Genomic DNA, 20,608 nt, shown 5'->3' with positions numbered 1-20,608 from the left:
GTGAATGGCCAGATGGCCGTCTTGGTTCCACCTCCACCACGCAAAAGCCCCGACCGTAAGCTACGGTCGGGGCTTTTGCGTGGTGGTATGGTCAAAACCAGCTTTTCACAACTTCACCTTTCACAACTTCACCACTTAGTGCGCCGCGTTCAAATCCACTTTTTCGCCGGGTTTGGCGCGCTGGATGAGGAGCATCAGGGGCAGGCAGAGCAGGAAGAAGGCGCCAATCATCAGGAAGGTCTGGCCGTAGGTGATGATGGAGGTCTGCTTCATGATCATACCGCTGAGGGCGGCGTAGGCCTGCTGCTGGGCATCGAGGAAGCTGGCGCCCTTGCTCATGAAGCTGGCCGTGAGGCCCTGGAGGCGCTGCTGGGTTTCGGGGTCGTAGAGCGACACGTTGGATGCTACGCCCACCCGGTTCTGAGCAATGGAGCGTTCCAGGTAGGTACCCACCAGCGCCACCCCAAACGAGCCGCCGAGCTGGCGGATCATGCCGGTGAGGCCGGCGGCCTGGCCCGCATCCTTGCCGCTGATGCCGCTGAGCGACATAGTGGTAATGGGCAGAAACAGCAGGGCCAACCCGAACCCGCGCAGCAGCAGCGGCCAGAAGAAGTCACTTTCGCCGGCCGTGGGCGAAATCTGGGTGCTCATCCAGTAGGAGAACAAAAAGAAGGTGATGAAGCCCACCGGCAGAATGTACTTCTGCGGCACACCGCCCTGAATCATCTTGCCCACCACCGGCATCATAAAGCCCGAAAGCAAGGCTCCCGGCAGCAGAATGTAGCCAGTCTGCTCGGCCGTGAAGCCCAGAATCCGCTGGCAGAAAATCGGGAAGACGAACACCGAGGCAAATAGCCCGAACCCGAGAATAAACGACAGGAACGCCCCGATGGCCAGGTTACGGCTGCGCGTGAGTACCCGCAAATCCACGATGGGCTGCTTGGCCGTCAACTCCCGCCAGATAAAGCCCACCACGCCGACTACCGACATCAATGTAAAGAAGTTAATGTACAGGCTCTCGAACCAGTCCTCGGTTTCGCCCTGCTCCAGCACCAGCTGCAAGGAGCCCACGCCCAGAATCAGCAGAAAAATCCCCAGCCAGTCGATTTCCCGCAACGGGCGCGGAATGGCGTTTTTGATGCGCTCCGGGTCGCGGATGAACAGCACGGTGAAGATGCTGGCCATGATGCCCACCGGAATGTTCACGTAGAAAATCCAGGGCCACTCGTAGTTGGTCACAATCCAGCCGCCGAGCGTAGGACCGATGGTGGGGCCGATAATCACGCCCATGCCGAACAGGGCCTGGCCCAAAGCCAGCTGTTTGGGCGGGAAGGTATCGATGAGGATGGCCTGGGAAGTAGCCATGAGGGCGCCGCCGCCGATGCCCTGGATGAAGCGAAACGCCACCAGCTCCCAGATGTTGGTACTCTGCCCGCAGGCCATGGAGGCCAGCGTGAACAGAATTACGGAGAACAGGTAGTAGTTGCGGCGGCCGAACTGCTCGGCCAGAAAGCCCGTCATCGGAATCACGATGACGTTGGCAATGCCGTAGGAGGCCACCACCCAGCTGACCTCCTGCTGCGTGGCCGAGAGGTTACCCATCATCTGGGTCAGGGCCACGTTCACGATGCTGGTATCAATAAGCTCCAGCAAGCAGCACATCACCACCGTAATGACGATGATCCACTTGGTAAATCCGGTTTCCATGCGGTGAAATTGTGAAGTTGTGAAGTTGTGAAATGACCAGCTTTTGTAGCTTACCGGCCATTCTCAGTTCACAGCATGTTATGAATGACGAGTTACCTCAATCAGCTGCTCAACTGTCATTTAACGAAGACATCCGAGTGCGAACGAAACAAGCGTCTTTGCGAATAATTCGGTTATTTCAGCAACTACCACGCACAGGCGAAGCCGTTGTGCTGGGCAAGCAATTGTTGCGTTCAGCCACTTCAGTAGCAGCCAACTTTCGGGCCGCCTGCCGGGGCCGCTCGGCAGCCGAGTGGTACGCCAAGCTGTGCATCTGCGTGGAAGAGGCCGATGAAACATTGTTCTGGCTGGAACTCCTCGGTGATGCGAACATCATTGCCAAACCCTGCTTATCAGAGCTGGAAAAGGAATACACCGAAATCGTATCCATCCTGGCCAGCATCCGCAAAAAAGCGAAGGCAAGATTATGAAGGGTGAAGTTGTGAAGGGTGAAGTTGTGAAGGGTGAAGTTGTGAAGGGTGAAATTGTGAGCACGGAATAGCCCATCAGAACAATTCACAACTTCACCCTTCACAACTTCACTACTTGACCTTAACCGTCGCCGTTACGCTCATGCCGGCGCGTAGGGGGTGTTCGGGGTCGGTTTTGTCGAGCACGATTTTGACGGGGACGCGCTGGGTTACTTTCACAAAGTTACCCGAGGCGTTATCGGGGGGCAGCAGGGCGAAACGGGCACCCGTGGCCGCCGACAACGACTCGATGTGGCCCTGAAACTCCTCGTTGGGGTAGGCATCCACTTCCACTTCCACCGGCTGGCCCACTTTCATGCTTTCCAGCTGGGTTTCCTTGAAGTTGGCGATAATCCAGGTGTTGCCACTGGCTACCAGGCCCATCAGCTGCTGGTTGGGGCTCACGAGTTGGCCGGGCTGCACGCTTTTCTTGCTGACGATGCCATTGGCCGGGGCCGTGATGGTGGTGTAGCTCAGCTGCAATTTGGCGTTGTCGAGGTCGGCCTGGCGCTGTTTTACCACGGCTTCGGCCACGGCTACTTGCTGCTGGGCTGCTGCTACCTGCTGCTGGGCCACTTTCACCTGCTGCTGAGCTGTGCTGCGCTGGGCCGTCGTCGATTTCAGGTTGGCCTGCACGGCATCGTACTCGCTCTGCGGGATGATGTCCTCCTTGCGCAGAAACTGGCTGCGCTTCAGGTCTTTTTCGAGGCGGGCGCGGGTAGCATCACTCACGCCAATGGCCGACTGGGCCGAGCTGACGTTGGCGGCGGCCGTACCCACGGCGGCGCGGGCGGCTACCACGTTGGCCTGAGCGGCGGCCAGGGCGGCTTCGGCGGCATTCACGCGCTGCTGCTGGTCGGCGGGGTCCACGGTCACCAGCACGTCGCCTTTTTTCACCGGCTGGTTGTCCTGCACCTTCACCTCCAGCACCGGCCCCGATACCCGGGGCAGAATCGGATACACATCGCCCTCTACCTGGGCATCGTCGGTTTCCTCGTGGGCCTGCCCGAACTGGTAGCGCTGCCAGCCGAAGTAGCCGCCTACCAGCAGCACCAGGGCCAGAATAATCAGGATAATCGGGCGCTTGGAGCCGCCCTCCGCTTGCTCGTCCACTGCCGGCGCGTAAGCGGCAGATTGCGTAGGCGCTACGGCCGAATCGTGTTGAACGGGAGTTGCCATATGGGTATTCAGTGAATGGGGTGCAATTTGTGAAGTTGTGAAGGGTGAAATTGCGAAAGGTGAAGTAGGATAAGGCATCCAGCGTGAAAGCAGAACTGGTTCACAACTTCACTCTTCACAACTTCACCTTCTCATTACGCCGATTGGCGGTAAGCTTGCGGGCAGCCGGGCGTTACCAGCAGCGTCACGCAGGGGGCCGTGCGCACCACGGTTTCGGCGGTGCTGCCCATCAGGAAGCGGGTGAGGCCGGTTTGGCCGTGCGCCCCAATGACGATGATATCCGCCGGGTGGCGGCGGGCTTCGGCCACAATTTCCTGGGCGGCCTCGCCCGTTACCACGGCCGTGGTTACCCGGGCCCCGGAGGCCAGCGCGGCTTCCCGATGGTGGGCCAGCCGCTGGGCCAGCACCACATCATCGGCCGGCCCGAGCACCGGGCGGAGCTGCGGCGCCAGCACGTGCAGCAGCCGCAGCTCCGCCCCCGTACCAGCTGCCAGCGCCGCCGAGTACGTCACCAGGGCCTCCGTAGCAGCAGAAAAATCAATCGGACAGAGGATGGTCATGGCGGTAGGGTATGAGGGTGGGCGGGTAAGAGGGTATGGGTGAAGAGGTGGCAGGGATAAGTTGCAAGAGGCGCCAAAACTGACCGGAGAAATAACTCCTACCCTCTTACCCCCAACCCTCACACCCTGCCACCTACCAAATCTGCTCGCCGGTGGCGCGGCGGAGCTGGTATTGGCCGAGGGTGTAGTTGTAGATGGACTGGAGGCGGGAGAGGCGGGACTGAGCCAGTTGGGTTTCGGCGTCCAGCACGTCCAGGTTGGAGCCTACGCCGTAGCGGTAGCGGGCTTTGGCGCGGGTGAGGGCGTCGGCGGCCTGCCCGATCTGGACCTGAGAGTTGTCGTAGCGGGCGGTGCTGGTTTGCATGTTGTTCACGGCCTGCAACACATCGGCACGCACCTGCTCCTGAGTGTCCTGAGTGCGGGCCTGGGCCCCTTTAATGGCCGACTGGGCGGTGGCACGCTGGTATTTGTTCCGGTCGCCGTCGTAAATCGGGATGCTGAGCTGGGCCCCGGCCACCGTGTTGAAGCGCACCCGCTCCAGGTTGGGCACGATGTAGCCGTTTTTGCCGCCGGCCTGGGCCACCAGGTTCAGGGTGGGCTTGTTGCCAACTTCGGCCACGCGCAGTTGGGCGGTGGCGGTTTCCTCGGCATCCTTGGCCAGCTTCACCTCGGGGCGGTTGGTGGCGGCGCGGGCCAGCGCATCCTGCACATCCACCGACTGCGGGCTGTACTCGAAGCGGCCGCGCACCGGCGTTACTTCGCCCTCGGGGCGGTGCAGCAGGCGGGCCAGCTGAATTTCCTGGTTGCGCAGCTGGTTTTGCAGGTCAATCTTGCGGTCCAGGGCCTGGGCAATGCGCACCTGCGTGGTCGTCACGTCGAAGTTGGTGCTCACGCCGCCTTCCACGCGCTTCTCCATTTCGCGCTGGTGCTGGCGCAGAGAGGCCAACTGGGCGTCCTGCACCCGAATGGCTTCGCGGGCGAACAGAATGCTGTAGTAGCTCTGGGCGGCGGCGTAGGCCAGGTCGCGGCGGGTTACGTTGATCTGGTCGGAGGCGGTGAGGGCGCGGGATTTGGCCGCGTTGATGGCCGCATTGGCCCGCCCGAAGTCCAGCACCGTGTAGCGGGCCGTTACGTGGGCATCGTAGTTGTTGGCCGGGGCCAGCTGAAACGTGGCGTCGCCCAGCGGAATCTTCACTACCGGGTCGATGCGGGTGTAGCTGGCGGTGCCGTCTACCACGGGTTTCAGGTAGGTGCGCGTCTCGTCGAGACGGCTCTGGGCCTGATTTACTTCTTCCTGCAAAGCATTGATGGCCGGATTGGCATCCAGCACGGAGCGCACCGTAGTTTCCAGCGACAAAGAGTCGCCGGCCGTGGCGGCGGCCAGGGGTACCTGGGCGTAAGCCGCGCTGCCTAGCATTAGCCCCAGGGTAGTGAGCAGCGGCGCGGTATGGTGAGGTCGGAAACGCATAGTGAATTTCGCTTTTGAATGTCTGCCTTTTACCTAACCCCGTGCCAACACGTTAAAATCATTTTAATTCGCCTTAAAAACGCCTTATACAGCCATTAAACGACGATTATTTTTCCGTGTAGGTGAAATATTGTATAAAATACATATTTCAAGATTTCCTTATATTTCAGCAATGCCTCATTTTTATTCCTGATATTTCAGGATAATCAAGCGTAACCACATCCTACTTTCCGCCCCATGCCTGACCAAGACGATTCGCTGCTGCTGTATCTGAACGATGCCATTGCTACCACCCGCAACAAGGAAACCCTGTTCCGGAACGTGACGGAGAAGCTGCGGCTGATCTTCCCCTTCGATGCCATTACCATCATCACCCTGGACGCCGAGCACCAGTACCGCCGCGTGTTTCTGCGCGACTACCTGGGCGAGGTGCTGCTGCCCGATACGGCGGAGCGCAAACCCAGCCGCATGCCGGTAGAGGGCACGCCCATCGAGCAGTTTGTGCGCCAGCCCCAGCTGCACCAGTACGATTTGCAGGAATTGCTGCGGGAGTACTGTTTTCAGCCGTTTGAGGCGCTGCTGGCCAAAGGAATGCGCTACTTTACGGTGGTGCCGCTGCGCACCGGCGGCCAGCTCATCGGGCTGCTGTCGTTGGTGGCCCGGCGGCGGCCGGAGCTGTCGGCGCTGGATGCCGATTTGCTGGAAAAGATTGGCAGCCTGGTGGCCGTGGCGGTTACCAACACGCTGGCGTTCGAGGACATTGCCCGGCGGGAGCAGGAAAAAACCATGCAGCTGGCCCTCAACAACGCGCTGCTGAGCATCAAGGAGCGCGGGGAGCTGTTCCGGGCCATTGCCGCCGAAATCAACCGGGTAGTGCCCTGCGACTATTTTGGCGTGCGGGTGCGGGAGGCCAACTCCCCCACCCGGGCCCTGGCCGAGTTCAACAAGCAGCCCGACGGCTCCTTCCAGCCCCTGGACGAAAACCGTTTCGATGAGCTGCCCCTGACCCTGCGCACCAAGGAGTCGATGCAGCTGATTTTCCGGGAGCCCGGCGTGTTCGTGGGCGAGGATTTTGAGGCCCTGGCCCGGCGCCACGAGCTGCTGCGCTACATCCGGGAGGAGCGCGGCACCCGCTCGGTGCTCTGCGCCCCCCTCGATACCACCGAGGAGGCCACCACCGTGCTGATTATGGCCAGTCGTCAGCCCTTCGCCTTCACCGAGGAAACCCTGGAGCTGATTCTGACCCTGGTGCCCCAGGTCCGGCTGGCCATTCAAAACGTGCTGGCCTTTGAGCAGATTGACGCGCTGCGGGCCCAGCTGGAGCAGGAGCGCACCTACCTCATCGACGAAATCAACACCACCGCCGCCGCCCGCCTCGACGACTTTGTGGGCGGCAGCGCCGTGATGCAGCAGGTGTACACCCGCCTGGCCCAGGTAGCGCCCGCCACCACCACCGTACTCATCACCGGCGAAACCGGCACCGGCAAGGAGCTGGTAGCCCGGGCTTTGCACAACCTCTCCCCGCGTAAGGAGCGGGCCCTCATCAAAATCAACTGTGCGGCTTTACCGGCCCAGCTGATTGAGAGTGAGCTGTTCGGACATGAGAAGGGTGCGTTTACGGGGGCCCACGACCGGCGCATCGGTAAGTTTGAGTTGGCCGACGGGGGCACCATTTTCCTGGATGAAGTGGGGGAATTGCCGCTGGATCTGCAGGCCAAGCTGCTGCGGATTTTACAGGAAAAGGAGTTTGAGCGCATCGGGGGGCGGCGCGTTATTCATACCGATGTGCGGGTGCTGGCGGCCACCAACCGGGTGCTGGAAGACGAGGTAGCCGCCGGCCGCTTCCGGGCCGATTTGTACTACCGCCTCAACGTATTTCCGGTGCGGCTGCCGCCGCTGCGGGAGCGGCCCGAGGACGTGGAGCCCCTGATGCGGCATTTCCTGGAGCGCTTCACCAAGCAGATGGGCAAGCCCGTGCGCGGCCTGCGGGAACGGGACTTGCGGGCCTTGCAGCAGTACATCTGGCCGGGCAACGTGCGGGAGCTGGAGCACGTGGTGGAGCAGGCCGTTATTGTGAGCCAGGGCGCGTTTCTGGAGTTTCAGGGGTTTGCCGCCGCCGCCCAAACGGCCCCGGCACTACCGGAACCCAACGGCCCCATCAGAACCCTCAAAGACCAGGAGCGGGACCATATCCTGCAAACCCTGCACCGCACCGCCGGCCGCGTCAGTGGCCCCAACGGCGCGGCCGTCCTGCTCGACATCAACCCCAAAACCCTGGAAGCCCGTATGAAAAAGCTGGGCATTCAGCGCACGGTGGAGGTGAAGTAACAATGGTTGAATGGATGAAGCCACTTGTCATCCTGAGCATTCCGCGCATCAAGCGGCGACGAAGGACCTTATTACGTTCGCACTATTCCGCGCTGACGTGATAAGGTCCTTCGTCGCCGCTTGATGCGCGGAATGCTCAGGATGACAGACTATCCGTCAGTTCAACCATTCCTACCAGGGCCGCGTACACCTGGGCACCATTCATTCTATACCTGAACCTCATGGCCCAGCCCACCTCCACGCCCCAGCATACTGACCCCGCCACCAAGCGCGACGAAAAGAAGAACGAGGAAACCAAAACCGACAAGCCCGACGGTAAAAAGAAAACCACCCAGAAAGGCTCCTAAGCCGCTGAGATTGTTACCCAAAAGCCTGGTTGCGCCGCAGCCGGGCTTTTTTGTGCCCCGGCGGCCCCGGCCCGGAGCTTTCCGTCGCGCTCCGGTGTTTTGCCCGTACTTTAGAACCGCATGCCCACTCCTCCTCCCGACCTGATTCAGCTAACCCGCGCCCAGGTGTTGCAGGCCCTGCGCCAGCTGGACGCCGTGGGCCCACGCATGCCCCTGAGCACCGTGTACGATTTGGTGTACAAGAGCCGGCGGTACGCGCCCCGCGCCGTGGCCCAGCTGGCCTACCGCCTGGCCCTGGGTCAGCCCGATGCGGTGTGGCCCCTGCCGGCCGGCGCGCCCACCAACCAGGTGCTGGAAAAGCTCAGCTTCACCATTGCCACCAAGCGCCCCACCCTGGAAAACTCGCCCCTGCTGGACGGAGACGTGGCCGCCCAGGAGCAGATGCAGGAGCTGTACACCGGCCCCGTACCGGCAACGCCACCCGCTCCGGTCCGCCGGCCCGTGGCGGAAGCACCCCCCGCGCCCGCTGAGGTGCAGGAGCCGCTGGCGCATTACGCCGCGCCGGAGCCCTACGCCAAACCCCAGGCCCTGGCCGAACTGTTTATGCCGGAGGAGAAGCTAGATGCGGCTTTGGCGGCGTTGCGGCGGCGGCGCAACCTGATTTTGCAGGGCCCGCCCGGCACCGGCAAAACGTTTCTGGCCCGGCGGCTGGCCTGGCTGGAGCTGGGTGCTACCGATGCGCGCCGCCTGGAACTGGTGCAGTTTCACCCGAGTTATAGCTACGAGGACTTTGTGCAGGGCTTCCGGCCCGATGGTCAGGGACAGTTTCAGCTCCAGAACGGCATTTTGCTGAACTTCTGCCAACGCGCCGCCCAGGATTTGGAGCGGCCGTATTTTCTGCTGATTGATGAGCTGAACCGGGGCAACGTAGCGCGCATTTTCGGGGAGCTGTTGCTGCTGCTGGAAGCCGACAAGCGCGGCCCCGCCCACGCCGTGCGCCTGCCCTACGCCCCGGCCGGCAGCCCGCCCTTCTTCGTGCCCGAAAACGTGCACCTCATCGGCACCATGAACCTGGCCGACCGGAGCCTGGCCCCGCTGGATTACGCCCTGCGCCGCCGCTTCGCCTTCGTAAACCTGGAACCCGAATTTGGCGCGCCGCTACAACAGTTTCTGGCCGCGCAGGGCGTCCCGGAGGCCGTCGTCACCCGCCTGACTGCCCGGTTATCCGACCTCAACCAGACCATTGCCGACGACCCGGAGCTGGGCCCCGACTTCTACATCGGGCACAGCTACTTCTGCCAGCCGCCCACCAACCCAGCTGAGGCTTCGGCCTGGCTCCAACTCATTCTGGAGCAGGAAATTGCGCCCTTACTGGCTGATTACTGGCTCGACCAGCCCGCCAAAGCCGCCCAGCAGCGGAAAAAGCTGCTGAGCTAACAGCCCGCCATGATTCCCATCCGGAACCTGTACTACCTGCTGTGCTACGCTTGGAACCGGCTGCCGGACCCCGGGGAGCTGCAAGCCACGGCCACCAAGGAGTTTCATCGGCCCCTGGAGCTGCTCACGCGCCTGCTGCTCACGGCCACGCGCCGGCAGCTGCGTCAGGGTTTGCCGGTGGCCTACGTGGAGCAGGTAGCCGAGCTGCCCGAGCTGCGCGGGCGGGTGCAGCTGGTCCCCACCATCGGCCGCGACCTGCTGCGCCGGGGCCGGGCCGTGTGCGTTTTCGATGAGCTAAGCCCCGATACGCCCCTGGCTCAGCTGGTGCTGGGCACCTTGCAGCAGCTGGGCCGGAGCCGCCGCCTGCCGCCCGTGCTTCGCCAGGAAGTGCGGGCCTTGCTCCGCCGGTTTCCGGCCGCCGTGGCTCCGGCCGTATCGGGGGCGGCAGCGCTGCGGGGGTTGCGCCGCCAGCGGCTGCCCGGGCCCCTGGCTTTTTTGCTGAACCTGTGTGAGCTGATTCAGCAGAGCGCCTTGCCGGCCCCGGATGAGGCTGGTACCTTCCGGTTCCGGGACTTCCGCCGCGACGAGGCGCTGATGGCGCGGCTGTTCGAGCAGTTTGTGCGCAACTTTTACCGCCTGGAGCAGCGCCAGTTCCGGGTGCTGAGCGAGACGATTCAGTGGCAGGCGGCGGCAGCGCAGCCCACCGACCTGGCTTTGCTGCCCGCCATGATTACGGACACGACCCTGGAAAGCCCGGCCCGCAAAATCATCCTCGATACCAAGTACTACGCCGCCGCTTTGCGCCCGCGCTACGACCAGCAGAAGCTGCTGGCTCCCCACCTCTACCAGCTCTACGCCTACCTGCAAAACCAGCCCACCCGGCCCGGGCAGCAGCTGGAGGGCATTCTGCTGTATCCGGCCGCCACCCAAACCCTGGATGTGCGCTACACCCTGGGCGGCCACCCGGTGCGCATCGTGACGATAAATCTAGCCCAGCCCTGGCCCCGGATTGCCGCCGATTTGCTGGCCTTAGCGCAGTAGCACGCAGCTCCGCTTCGCGCACGAGCGAAGCGAGTATCAGGCATGTAGTGCTTCCGCGGGGGAACTCGTCGGCAGCTCGTGCGCGCAGTTTCGCTGCGCGCTACTTGCGTTTTGAAACCCGCCTGAAGCCTGCTGCTCATCCGCATTACAAAATTTGCAATAATTACCGGGCTCAGCGTGCGGATATGCAGCCCGGGTACGGCTTTTTCGTCAGTAGGTTGCAATTGCAGCGGCTTCTGGCTAACATTCCTGCAAATTCCTTCTCCCATCACCCAAACCTCTACCTCTTTGAACAGACGCGACTTTGTAGGCCTGACTGGTCTGGCCGCCGGCGCCATCTGGCTGCCCTCGGTGCCAGCCCTGGGCGGCTCCCTCGTGGACCCCGCCCGCCTGCTTGAACCCGGCCTGGATGTGGCCGTGAAAAAACGCCTCTCCGACGCGGCCCTGAACGCGGCCAAATCGGCCGGGGCCAGCTACGCCGACGTGCGCATTGGCCGCTACCTCAACCAGAGCGTGTTTACCCGCGAAAAGCAGGTGCAGAACATTGCCAGCGGGGAGAGTTTCGGGGCCGGCATCCGGGTAATTGCCAACGGTACCTGGGGTTTCGCCTCCACCAATCAGGTAACCGAAGCCGGCATGGCCAAAGCGGCCCAGTTGGCCGTGCAGATTGCCAAAGCCAACGCCAAAGTGCAGAAGGAACCCGTGAAACTGGCTCCTCAGCAGGGTTTCGGGGAAGTTTCCTGGAAGACGCCCATTCAGGTTAACGCCTTTGAGGTACCAGTGAAGGACAAGGTGGACCTGCTGCTGGCGGCCAACGCCAAAGCCCTGGAAAACGGCGCGTCGTTCGTGAATTCGGCCCTGTTCCAGATCAACGAGCAGAAGTACTTTGCCTCAACCGACGGCTCTTACATCGACCAGGATATTCACCGCATCTGGCCCAACTTCTCCGTCACGGCCATCGACCGGGGTTCGGGCAAGTTCCGCACCCGGGAGGCGCTCAGCTCGCCCATGGGCCTGGGCTACGAGTACATGCAGCCCAAAGCCCAGGACAAAATTGCTGGCCCCGCCGGCACCGGCCTGGTAGGCTACAAGTACAGCTACGATATGCTGGAAGATGCCGCCCTGGCCGCCAAACAGGCCAAGGAGAAGCTCACCTGCAAAAGCGTGGTGCCCGGCAAATACGACTTGGTGCTGGACCCCAACCACCTGGGCCTGACCATCCACGAAAGCATCGGGCACGCCACTGAGCTGGACCGCGTGCTGGGCTACGAGGCCAACTACGCCGGCACCAGCTTCGCCACGCTGGAGTGGAAGGCCAAGAACCAGCCCTACGGCTCCAAATTTGTGAACATCATTGCCGACAAAACCCAGCCCGGCTCCCTGGGTGCGGTGGGTTTCGATGATGAAGGCGTGAAAACCGGCCAGTGGGACATCATCAAGGACGGCAAGCTGGTGGACTACCAGAAAATCCGGGACCAGGCGCACATCGTGGGTCAGACCAAATCGGACGGGTGCTGTTACTCGCAGTCGTGGCAGGATGTGCAGTTCCAGCGCATGGCCAACATCAGCCTCAAGCCCGGCACCGAGAAAATGAGCGTGGACGACATGATCAGCAAGGTGGACAAGGGCATTTACATTGCCGGCCGAGGCTCGTTCAGCATCGACCAGCAGCGCTACAACTCCCAGTTCGGCGGCACGGTGTTCTACGCCATCGAGAAAGGCAAAATTGCCGGTATGATCGAAGACGTGGCCTACCAGACCAACACGGTAGAGTTCTGGAACTCGTGCGCCGGCGTCTGCGACCAGTCGGATTACCGCCTGTTCGGCTCCTTCTTCGATGGCAAGGGCCAGCCCAGCCAGGTGTCGGCCGTGAGCCACGGCTCCGCCACCACCCGCTTCAACTCGGTCAACGTCATCAACACCGCCCGCAAAATCGGATAATTCCCACTTGAACCCCTCCCCAACCCCTCCCCTCCGGGAGAGGGGGCTCTAGCTTTAAGAACTAGCCGTTAGAAAAGCTAGAATTAGAGCCCCTCTCCCAGAGGGGAGGGGTTGGGAAGGGGTCCACATTCTGCACATTCAAAAAACAATGGCAATACTTTCCCAATCCGAAGCTCAGGGCATCCTGCAAAAGGTAATGAGCTTCAGCAAAGCCGACGAGTGTGAAGCCACGCTCAACGGCCAGACGGGCGGCAACGTGCGCTCGGCCCGCAACGCCATCAGCACCAGCGGCGCCGTGGATAACGTGAGCCTGACGGTAGAATCCCGCTTCGGCAAACGCTCGGGCGTGGCTACCTGCAACCAGTTTGATGACGCCACCCTGCGCAACTGCGTGCAGCGGGCCGAGGAAATTGCCCGCCTCGCCCCGGAAAGCCCCGAGTACATGCCTTTGCTGGGCCCCCAGAAGTACCTCACTTCGCCCAACAGCTTCGCTAAAGCCACCGCCGACATCACGCCCGACTACCGCGCCACGCAGGTAGGGGCCAGCATGAAGCTCTGCGACGAGAAGAAGCTGACCTCGGCCGCTTTCCTCAACGATGGGGCCGGTTTTGTGGCCAAGCGCAACAGCAAGGGCCTCGAAGCCTACCAGCAAACCTCCGGCCTGGAGTTCAGCATTACGGTGCGCACCCCGGACGGTACCGGCTCGGGCTACGCCACCGCCGACTACAACGACGCCAGCAAGTTTGACGCCCGCCGCCTCACCCAGATTGCCGCCGACAAAGCCGCCGGCTCCCGCAATGCCCAGGCCTTGGAGCCGGGCAAGTACACCGTTATTCTGGAGCCCGCCGCCCTGGTAGCCAACACCGATGCCTCCCTGCTGCAAGCCCTGATGAGCGCCATGGACGCCCGCAATGCCGACGAAGGCCGCTCCTTCCTGAGCAAAAAAGGCGGCGGAAACCGCAAGGGTGAAAAGCTTTTCGATGAGCGAGTAACTATCTACTCCGACCCCTTGAACCCCGAAATTGCCGACCTCACCTTCTCGGGCGACGGACGGCCCCAGCAGAAGATGACCTGGATTGAGAAGGGCGTGGTGAAAAACCTGTATACCTCGCGCTACTGGGCCCAAAAGGCCGGCATTCCGGATATTCCGCGCCCTGGCGGCTGGATTATGGAAGGCGGCACCCAAAGCACCGCCGACCTCATCAAAGGCACCCAGCGCGGCATTCTGGTCACGCGCCTCTGGTACATCCGCCCCGTTGACCCGCAGACGCTGCTGTACACGGGCCTGACGCGGGACGGAACGTTCTACATTGAGAACGGCAAAATCAAGCACCCGGTGAAGAACTTTCGCTTCAACGAGTCGCCCATCATCATGCTCAATAACCTGGAGGCTATCGGCAAGCCCGTGCGGGTAGGCGGCAACCTGGTGCCCCCGCTCAAAATTCGGGACTTCACCTTCACCTCGCTTTCCGACGCGGTGTAACTAGTAGCGCAGGGCCCTGGGGCCCTGCGCTATGCTTTTTTACTTCTAGCCTTCTCTCCTGGAATTTCAACCCCTACCCTTGTGAACAGACGTAATTTTGTGGGCGTAACCGGCTTGGCGGCCGGTGCCCTGTGGCTGCCTTCCTTGCCCAGCTTCGGTGGTGAAGCCGTGGACCCAATGCGCCTGCTGGAGCCGGGCCTGGATGTGGCCGTGAAAAAGCGCCTGGCCGATGTGGCCCTGAACGCGGCCAAATCGGCCGGGGCCAGCTACGCCGATGTGCGCATTGGCCGCTACTTGAACCAGGGCGTATTTACCCGCGAAAAGCAGGTGCAGAATATCGTCAGCTCCGAGAGTTTCGGGGCTGGTATTCGGGTAATTGCCAACGGCACTTGGGGCTTTGCCTCCACCAACCAAGTGACGGAAGCCGGCATTGCCAAAGCCGCCCAGCTGGCCGTGCAGATTGCCAAGGCTAACTCCAAGGTGCAGAAAGAGCAGGTGAAACTGGCTCCGCAGAAAGGCTTTGGGGAGGTTTCCTGGAAAGCGCCCATCAAGCAGAACGCCTTCGAGGTGCCCATCAAGGACAAGGTGGACCTGCTGCTGGCCACCAACGCCAAGGCCCTGGAAAACGGCGCGTCGTTCGTGAATTCGGTACTGTTTCAGGTAAATGAGCAGAAGTACTTCGCCAGCACCGACGGCTCCTACATCGACCAGGATATTCACCGTATTTTCCCCACGTTCGGGGTAACGGTGGTAGACCGGGCCTCGGGCAAGTTCCGCAGCCGGCAGGCGCTCAGCTCGCCCATGGGCCTGGGCTACGAGTACCTCACGCCCAAGGCCGAGGACAAAGTGGCCGGCCCCCAGGGCTCGGGCGTTATCGGCTACAAAAACAGCTACGATATGCTGGAGGACGCCGCTTTGGCCGCCCGCCAGGCCAAGGAAAAACTCACCTGCAAGAGCGTAGTGCCCGGCAAATACGACCTAGTGCTGGACCCTCACCACCTGGGCCTGACCATCCACGAATCGGTGGGTCACCCGCTGGAGCTGGACCGCGTGCTGGGCTACGAGGCCAACTTCGCCGGTACCTCCTTCGCTACGCTGGAGTGGAAAGCCAAGGGCCAGCCCTACGGCTCGAAGCAGGTGAACATTGTGGCCGATAAGCTGCAGCCCGGCTCCCTGGGCGCGGTAGGCTACGACGATGAGGGCGTAAAAACCAAGGAGTGGAACCTCATCAAGGACGGTATTCTGGTGGATTATGAGAAAATCCGGGACCAGGCGCACATCGTGGGCCAGACGGAATCGGACGGGTGCTGCTACTCCCAGTCGTGGCAGGATGTGCAGTTCCAGCGCATGCCCAACGTGAGCCTGAAGCCCGGCGCGGCCAAGCTCAGCGTCGATGACATGGTCAAGAACGTGGACAAGGGCATCTACATTGCCGGCAACGGCTCCTTCTCCATCGACCAGCAGCGCTACAACTCCCAGTTCGGCGGGCAAGTGTTTTACGCCATTGAGAAGGGCAAAATCACGGGCATGCTGGAAGATGTGGCTTACCAGACTAACACCCTGGAATTCTGGAACTCCTGCGCCGCCGTGTGCGACCAGTCGGATTACCGATTCGCGGGCTTCTTCAACGACGGCAAGGGCCAGCCCAGCCAGTCGTCGGCCGTAAGCCACGGCTCCAGCACCACCCGCTTCAACTCGGTGAACGTCATCAATACGGCCCGCAAAATCGGATAGTGTTAATGTGAGAAATGTGCAGAATGTGACCCATGTGGGAAAACTCTTCACCTGCGCGGTAGCCTCCCACTGCCCATTCTGCACATTCTCCACATTCCCTCCACATTCTGCACATTAACTACATGGCAATTCTCTCCAAAGACGAATCCCAGGCTATCCTGAAGAAGGTTATCGGGTTCAGCACCGCCGATGAGTGCCAGGCCAGCCTGGATGGGCGCACCACCGGCAACGTGCGCTACGCCCGCAACTCGGTGAGCACCGCCGGCGCCTCCGACAATGTGCGGCTGGTGGTGGAATCCCGCTTCGGCAAACGCTCGGGCGTGGCCACCTGCAACGAGTTCGACGATGCTACCCTGCGCCGCTGCGTGCAGCGGGCCGAGGAAATTGCCCGCCTCGCCCCCGAAGACCCCGAATACATGCCTTTGCTGGGCCCCCAGCAGTACCTCACGCCCGTGAGCTACGCCGCCAGCACCGCCGCCATTACCCCCGATTTTCGGGCCCAGGCCGCCGGCGACAGTATTGCCCTGTGCGCGGCCAAGGGCCTCACCGGGGCCGGCTACCTGGAAGATGGCGCGTATTTTCAGGCCCTGCGCAACAACAAGGGCCTGGAAGCCTATCAGCAGAGCACCAGCATCGACTTCTCGGTGACGGTGCGCACGCCCGACGGTACCGGCTCGGGCTACGCCGTAGCCGATTTCACGGATGCCGGCAAGTTTAACGCCAAAACCCTGACCCAAACCGCCGCCGATAAAGCGGCCGGCTCCCGCAACGCCAAGGCCTTGGAACCCGGCAAGTACACCGTCATTCTGGAGCCCGCCGCGTTGGTATCCGACGAAGGGCTGCTGAACAACCTGATGTACAGCCTGGGTGCCCGCGAGGCCGATGAGGGCCGCTCCTTCCTGAGTAAAAAGGGGGGCGGCAACAAGCTGGGCGAAAAGCTCTTCGACCCGCGCATCACCATCTACTCCGATCCGCTGAATGCGCAGGCCCCCGGCGGCGTGTTTGACGGGGAAGGTATGCCGGTGAAGCGCATGAACTGGGTGGAGAAGGGCGTGGTCAAGAACATGTACTACTCCCGCTTCTGGGCCCAGAAAACCGGTAAGCAGGCCACTCCCTTTCCCGGCAGCTTCATCATGGAAGGCGGCACCCAGAGCGTGCAGGACCTCATCAAAAGCACCGAAAAGGGTATTCTGGTGACGCGCCTGTGGTACATCCGCGACGTGGACCCGCAGACGCTGCTGTTCACCGGCCTCACCCGGGACGGCACGTTCTACATTGAAAACGGCAAAATCAAGTTCCCTATCAAGAACTTCCGCTTCAACGAGTCGCCCATCATCATGCTCAACAACGTGGAGGCCATTGGCAAGCCCGTGCGTCTGAACGGCAACCTGGTACCGCCCCTGAAAATCCGGGACTTCACCTTCACCAGCCTCTCCGACGCGGTGTAAACCGGCAACAAGGCCTACATTCAAAACGCCCGATCTGACCAACAGATCGGGCATTTTGGTAAGTGGCGGTAGAGGGCGCCTGCTATTTTGAGCTGAACAGATACCCCAGAGAAAATTCCAGCACCCGGTTGTACAACCCCTTTATGCGCAGGGCCTCACGCAGTTGTTTTTCCTGCTCGTTGTTGTTAATGTCCGTCAGGCCGTAGTTAACACGGGCTGCGAAAGTGAGGCCGCTTTTCAGATCAACCCCCAAACCCAGACACAGGCCAACGTCGCTTTTATAATCAGCCTTCACGTCCAAATCCTCGGTACGGAAACCGGAGCCACCCGAACCGGAGTAATAGCCAGTTTGGCCGGTTTGGCGAGCGGCCAGCAACAGCCCAACCTGCGGCCCCACCTGCAGATTTACCGCCTCACTCAGATACAATTTCGCAAGCAGCGGGATGTTCAGGTAGGAGAGCTTGGTCTTGTTTTCGAGCGTTACCGGGCCCAGAGGTATTTCATTGCTTGAGCCCTGCTGCGAGAATGTCAATTCTGGCTGGAAGGCGAAAACCCGGCTCGGGCGTACCCGCAGCATACCCCCCACGTGAAACCCGGACTTGTACTTGGTATTCTGATTGATACTGCCACTAAGCACTGCCGTAGTAAGTCCCGCTTTGAGGCCCGCCTGCACGCCCGTTTGTGCCCAACTGCTACTGGCAACACACAACAAAAGGGTGGCCACGAGAGTAATTTTTTTCATAGATAAGTAGGAGAAAACATTCGGCCGGCAAGTAGAAAAAAATCCTGCAGCCCCCAAAATCAGCTACATTCCTCCCGCTTCCTGAGTGTGCAGCCCACCAGCTCTCACTGCACAGGCGTAGCACGCAGTTTATTTCCTCCTCCGTAAATAGCATACCCCAATCGGGGGCCGGTTACAGGCCAAGATAACCTAGGCCGTGTGGATAGTATTCAACAAGACCATCATGCAGAGCGAAGCGAAGCATCTCGCGTGCGGAGGTTTCCAGACTACTCCTGACGTCAGCCAAGCGAGATGCTTCGCTTCGCTCTGCATGACGGTCTGAGTGGTAGCAAGAAGCGTTACGTTACTGTCTGTTTACATAGCTTAGGGTGTGAGGCCAAGCTTAGCAGCGTGCGGGCACTGCCGGGATGTACCACTACTTCTTTTTTTCTATTTTCAAGCTCTCTGCACCGCGTTAGTCAGTTATGGGCAAAAAAATGATATTCATCAAGTAATTGCAGAATTCGCCGTCCCAGCTTTACCTATCCTTACCCAACGCTCTTATTCCGATGCACCCACTTGTCCGGCTTGGATTTTCACTCGGCATTGCAAGCCTGGCACTCCTGTGCCCTGGCACGGCTGCTACTGCCCAAACCCTGCCCGACTCGGTAGCCTGGCGGGATACAGGCCCCAAAACGCCGCACGGGCTGGCCGTAGTCAAGACCACCGATGGCAAAACTGTACGCTCGTATTTCCCGGTCGACTGTATCGGGTTTGAAGAGAAGATCCTCTACTTCAGCCGCAACCCTGAGGTGCGGCCCTTTCCCCGGATTCAGTACGTAGATGTCAAGAAAATATCTTCGGCCACTATCCGGGGGCATCAGCTGGAAAATATGGGGGCCGCCGGCTACCCCGAGGTGCTAGCCATGCGCTTAGTAGAGGGCCCGGTGGAGCTGTTTGCCGTCAGCGGTTCCGTGGGTGATAAAGTGCCGCTGATTTTCTCCGTTGTAAACCCGGCTTTGGCTGGCGCCACCATACTGGCCCAACTGGGAGGCAGCGCCATGGAGCGCAACCGCTGGTTTCTGCGACGCAATGGGCAACTCGTGGCACTTACGCATGGCAACTTCCGCAAGTTGATGACTGACTACACCGCCGACTGCCTGGCCATCAGCACCCAAATTAAGCAGGGCAGTGAGGGATTTCACTACAAGGATACGCCGCAGATTATCAACCTGTACAATCAGTTCTTACTCAATAACAGCGCGGCACCAAGTTCCCACTGAATTCGCCTGGGAAAGACCAGACCGAGGTACGGAGCAGGATGGAGCAGGACAAAGCAATAGAAAGTACGGAGCCGGCTGGTAGCTTTATGGCGGCTAACGCCCAGGGGTCAGCTAGTATCTTTTCTAACGCACTGATGAAGTCTTTATTCGGCCTTTTGTTGCTGCTGGCCGTGTCGTTGAAGGCGCTGGCCCAGCAGCTTGACACTACTGCGGCCCCGGCCGTTACGGCTGCCGCCCCCGCTGATTCCGGCGCTTACGTGGCGAACCGCTTTGTATCCTTTATTCCGGGCAAGCTGGAGCTGCTGGATGGACGCGTGATTAAGGGCTACATGCCGGTAACCACCATGTACCCCGGCCTCGATTTTGAGTTCATCTACTACCTCTCGCATCCGGGCCGGAATCCGAAACCAGTGAAGCAGGAAGTGCGCATGCAGGACGTGAAGCGCATGACGGCCGGCACCCACCACCTGGAGCCAATGCGCTTACCAGGCGAGAAGGTGAAAATTATGGCGGAGCGCTTTGTGAATGGGCCAGTGGAAGTGTTTCTGCAGGCCGACCAGAAAAGTGTACCGATTATAGTACCCCTGCCTTCGGCTACGTTGATGTCGGGCATTCCATACACCAAAAGCCACTTCTTTGTACGGCGCGACGGTGTGCTTACCCAAGTGGACCGCGGAATGTTTTATATGCAGATGAGCCAGTACCTAGCCGCTTACCCGGAGCTAGCCAAGCGCATTGCCCATGCCGAAAAAGGCTACCACTATAAGGACTTGCTGCGGCTGGTAAGCAGCTACAATCAGTTTATGGCCAACCTGAAAAGCCCCGTCCGGTCGGTTGATTAATCGTTATCGAACTGGTAAGCCACGTAGCCTTGAATTACGCGGTTTTTGAAGCGGGGGTCGTTGAGGTTGGTGGGGTACGGTGTCTCGTCGATGTCGTTGAGGCCGGCATTGAAGCGGGCTCCCAGTAGTAGGTTACCGAGCTTGAGGCCGCCCCCGGCTGCCAGGCTGAAATCGGTGCGCTTAAAGCGGTAGCCGCCCCCGCCGCCTACCTGGTTGGCTTTTTCATTGGCTACCATAAACCCCACCTGCGGGCCCGCTTCCACGAATACCGGGCCCACCGTTACCTTGGCCAGCACGGGTAGGTTGAGGTAGTGCAGCTTGGCGTCGTAGTTGCCAATGGCCGTACGGATGGAGCTGCCCTGCAGGGAGTAGAGCAGCTCGGGCTGAATGGATACCGGCCCCAGCACGTTGGCCTCATACAAAATGCCGCCGTGGTAGTAAGTTTTGTACCGGGTGGAGGTGGAGCCCAGGTTTTCGCCGTCCAGCACGGCGGCGTTGATACCGGCCTTTACCCCAAATTGGGCCTGGGCGGTGGCGGCCAGCAGCAGGGCCGGCACTACGAGCAAGGTGCGTTTCATAG

The 20,608-nt window shown here is 60.8% G+C and carries 17 protein-coding genes; 11 read left to right on the top strand and 6 right to left on the bottom strand.

The genetic code is table 11. The annotated features are described in order from the left end of the window. Positions 1-135 precede the first annotated feature (135 nt). Positions 136-1,707, bottom strand: coding sequence for a DHA2 family efflux MFS transporter permease subunit (locus ROI90_RS10185; RefSeq protein ID WP_315998238.1), 1,572 nt, complete (start codon positions 1,705-1,707; stop codon positions 136-138). A gap of 80 nt (positions 1,708-1,787) precedes the next feature. Here ROI90_RS10185 and ROI90_RS10180 point away from each other — a divergent pair, with 80 nt between their 5' ends. Then, positions 1,788-2,177: a four helix bundle protein gene (locus tag ROI90_RS10180; protein WP_315998237.1), complete on the top strand. Its 390-nt coding sequence runs from the start codon at positions 1,788-1,790 to the stop codon at positions 2,175-2,177. Between the two features lie 111 nt (positions 2,178-2,288). On the opposite strand, the gene ROI90_RS10175 is transcribed toward ROI90_RS10180, so the two are convergent. The 3 genes from ROI90_RS10175 to ROI90_RS10165 form a co-directional block, all read right to left on the bottom strand. Further along, on the bottom strand, positions 2,289-3,395 hold the full coding sequence (locus ROI90_RS10175; RefSeq protein ID WP_315998236.1) for an HlyD family secretion protein: 1,107 nt from the start codon (positions 3,393-3,395) through the stop codon (positions 2,289-2,291). 134 nt (positions 3,396-3,529) lie between these two features. Further along, complete coding sequence (locus ROI90_RS10170; protein WP_315998235.1) at positions 3,530-3,955, bottom strand: universal stress protein; 426 nt, start codon at positions 3,953-3,955, stop codon at positions 3,530-3,532. Between the two features lie 133 nt (positions 3,956-4,088). Further along, entirely contained in the window at positions 4,089-5,423 is a 1,335-nt protein-coding gene (locus ROI90_RS10165; RefSeq protein WP_315998234.1) for a TolC family protein, read from the bottom strand. Between the two features lie 237 nt (positions 5,424-5,660). On the opposite strand from ROI90_RS10165, the gene ROI90_RS10160 reads away from it, so the two are divergent. From ROI90_RS10160 to ROI90_RS10125, 8 genes are all read left to right on the top strand, one after another. Next, entirely contained in the window at positions 5,661-7,751 is a 2,091-nt protein-coding gene (locus ROI90_RS10160) for a sigma 54-interacting transcriptional regulator (protein WP_315998233.1), read from the top strand. Between the two features lie 221 nt (positions 7,752-7,972). Next, on the top strand, positions 7,973-8,098 hold the full coding sequence (locus tag ROI90_RS10155) for a hypothetical protein (RefSeq protein WP_315998232.1): 126 nt from the start codon (positions 7,973-7,975) through the stop codon (positions 8,096-8,098). Positions 8,099-8,218: 120 nt separating this feature from the next. Then, positions 8,219-9,535, top strand: a complete 1,317-nt coding sequence (locus tag ROI90_RS10150) for an AAA family ATPase (protein ID WP_315998231.1) — start codon at positions 8,219-8,221, stop codon at positions 9,533-9,535. Positions 9,536-9,544: 9 nt separating this feature from the next. Beyond that, positions 9,545-10,576: a 5-methylcytosine restriction system specificity protein McrC gene (locus ROI90_RS10145; protein ID WP_315998230.1), complete on the top strand. Its 1,032-nt coding sequence runs from the start codon at positions 9,545-9,547 to the stop codon at positions 10,574-10,576. 288 nt (positions 10,577-10,864) lie between these two features. Continuing rightward, a complete protein-coding gene (locus ROI90_RS10140) occupies positions 10,865-12,517 on the top strand; it encodes a TldD/PmbA family protein (RefSeq protein ID WP_315998229.1) in 1,653 nt (550 codons plus the stop codon). Positions 12,518-12,665: 148 nt separating this feature from the next. Further along, positions 12,666-14,000 (top strand): TldD/PmbA family protein, encoded by a 1,335-nt coding sequence (locus tag ROI90_RS10135; protein WP_315998228.1) that lies wholly within the window; start codon positions 12,666-12,668, stop codon positions 13,998-14,000. An 81-nt stretch (positions 14,001-14,081) separates the two neighbouring features. Continuing rightward, on the top strand, positions 14,082-15,734 hold the full coding sequence (locus ROI90_RS10130; RefSeq protein ID WP_315998227.1) for a TldD/PmbA family protein: 1,653 nt from the start codon (positions 14,082-14,084) through the stop codon (positions 15,732-15,734). Between the two features lie 122 nt (positions 15,735-15,856). Further along, a complete protein-coding gene (locus ROI90_RS10125) occupies positions 15,857-17,182 on the top strand; it encodes a TldD/PmbA family protein (RefSeq protein WP_315998226.1) in 1,326 nt (441 codons plus the stop codon). An 82-nt stretch (positions 17,183-17,264) separates the two neighbouring features. Here ROI90_RS10125 and ROI90_RS10120 read toward each other — a convergent pair whose 3' ends face one another. Then, complete coding sequence (locus ROI90_RS10120; RefSeq protein ID WP_315998286.1) at positions 17,265-17,924, bottom strand: porin family protein; 660 nt, start codon at positions 17,922-17,924, stop codon at positions 17,265-17,267. A 548-nt stretch (positions 17,925-18,472) separates the two neighbouring features. Between ROI90_RS10120 and ROI90_RS10115 the strand changes: the two genes are divergently transcribed. Next, complete coding sequence (locus ROI90_RS10115) at positions 18,473-19,186, top strand: hypothetical protein (RefSeq protein WP_315998225.1); 714 nt, start codon at positions 18,473-18,475, stop codon at positions 19,184-19,186. 134 nt (positions 19,187-19,320) lie between these two features. After that, positions 19,321-20,028 (top strand): hypothetical protein, encoded by a 708-nt coding sequence (locus ROI90_RS10110; protein WP_315998224.1) that lies wholly within the window; start codon positions 19,321-19,323, stop codon positions 20,026-20,028. On the opposite strand, the gene ROI90_RS10105 is transcribed toward ROI90_RS10110, so the two are convergent. Further along, the gene (locus tag ROI90_RS10105; RefSeq protein ID WP_315998223.1) at positions 20,025-20,606 is read right to left on the bottom strand and encodes an outer membrane beta-barrel protein; all 582 of its coding nucleotides are present in this window, start codon (positions 20,604-20,606) and stop codon (positions 20,025-20,027) included. The genes ROI90_RS10110 and ROI90_RS10105 overlap by 4 nt on opposite strands. Positions 20,607-20,608 lie beyond the last annotated feature (2 nt).

The organism is Hymenobacter endophyticus (assembly GCF_032464715.1).
In the GTDB taxonomy this organism is placed as follows: domain Bacteria; phylum Bacteroidota; class Bacteroidia; order Cytophagales; family Hymenobacteraceae; genus Hymenobacter; species Hymenobacter endophyticus.
Note: the sequence above shows the minus strand (reverse complement) of the source record. Positions and strands in the feature narration are given on the sequence as shown.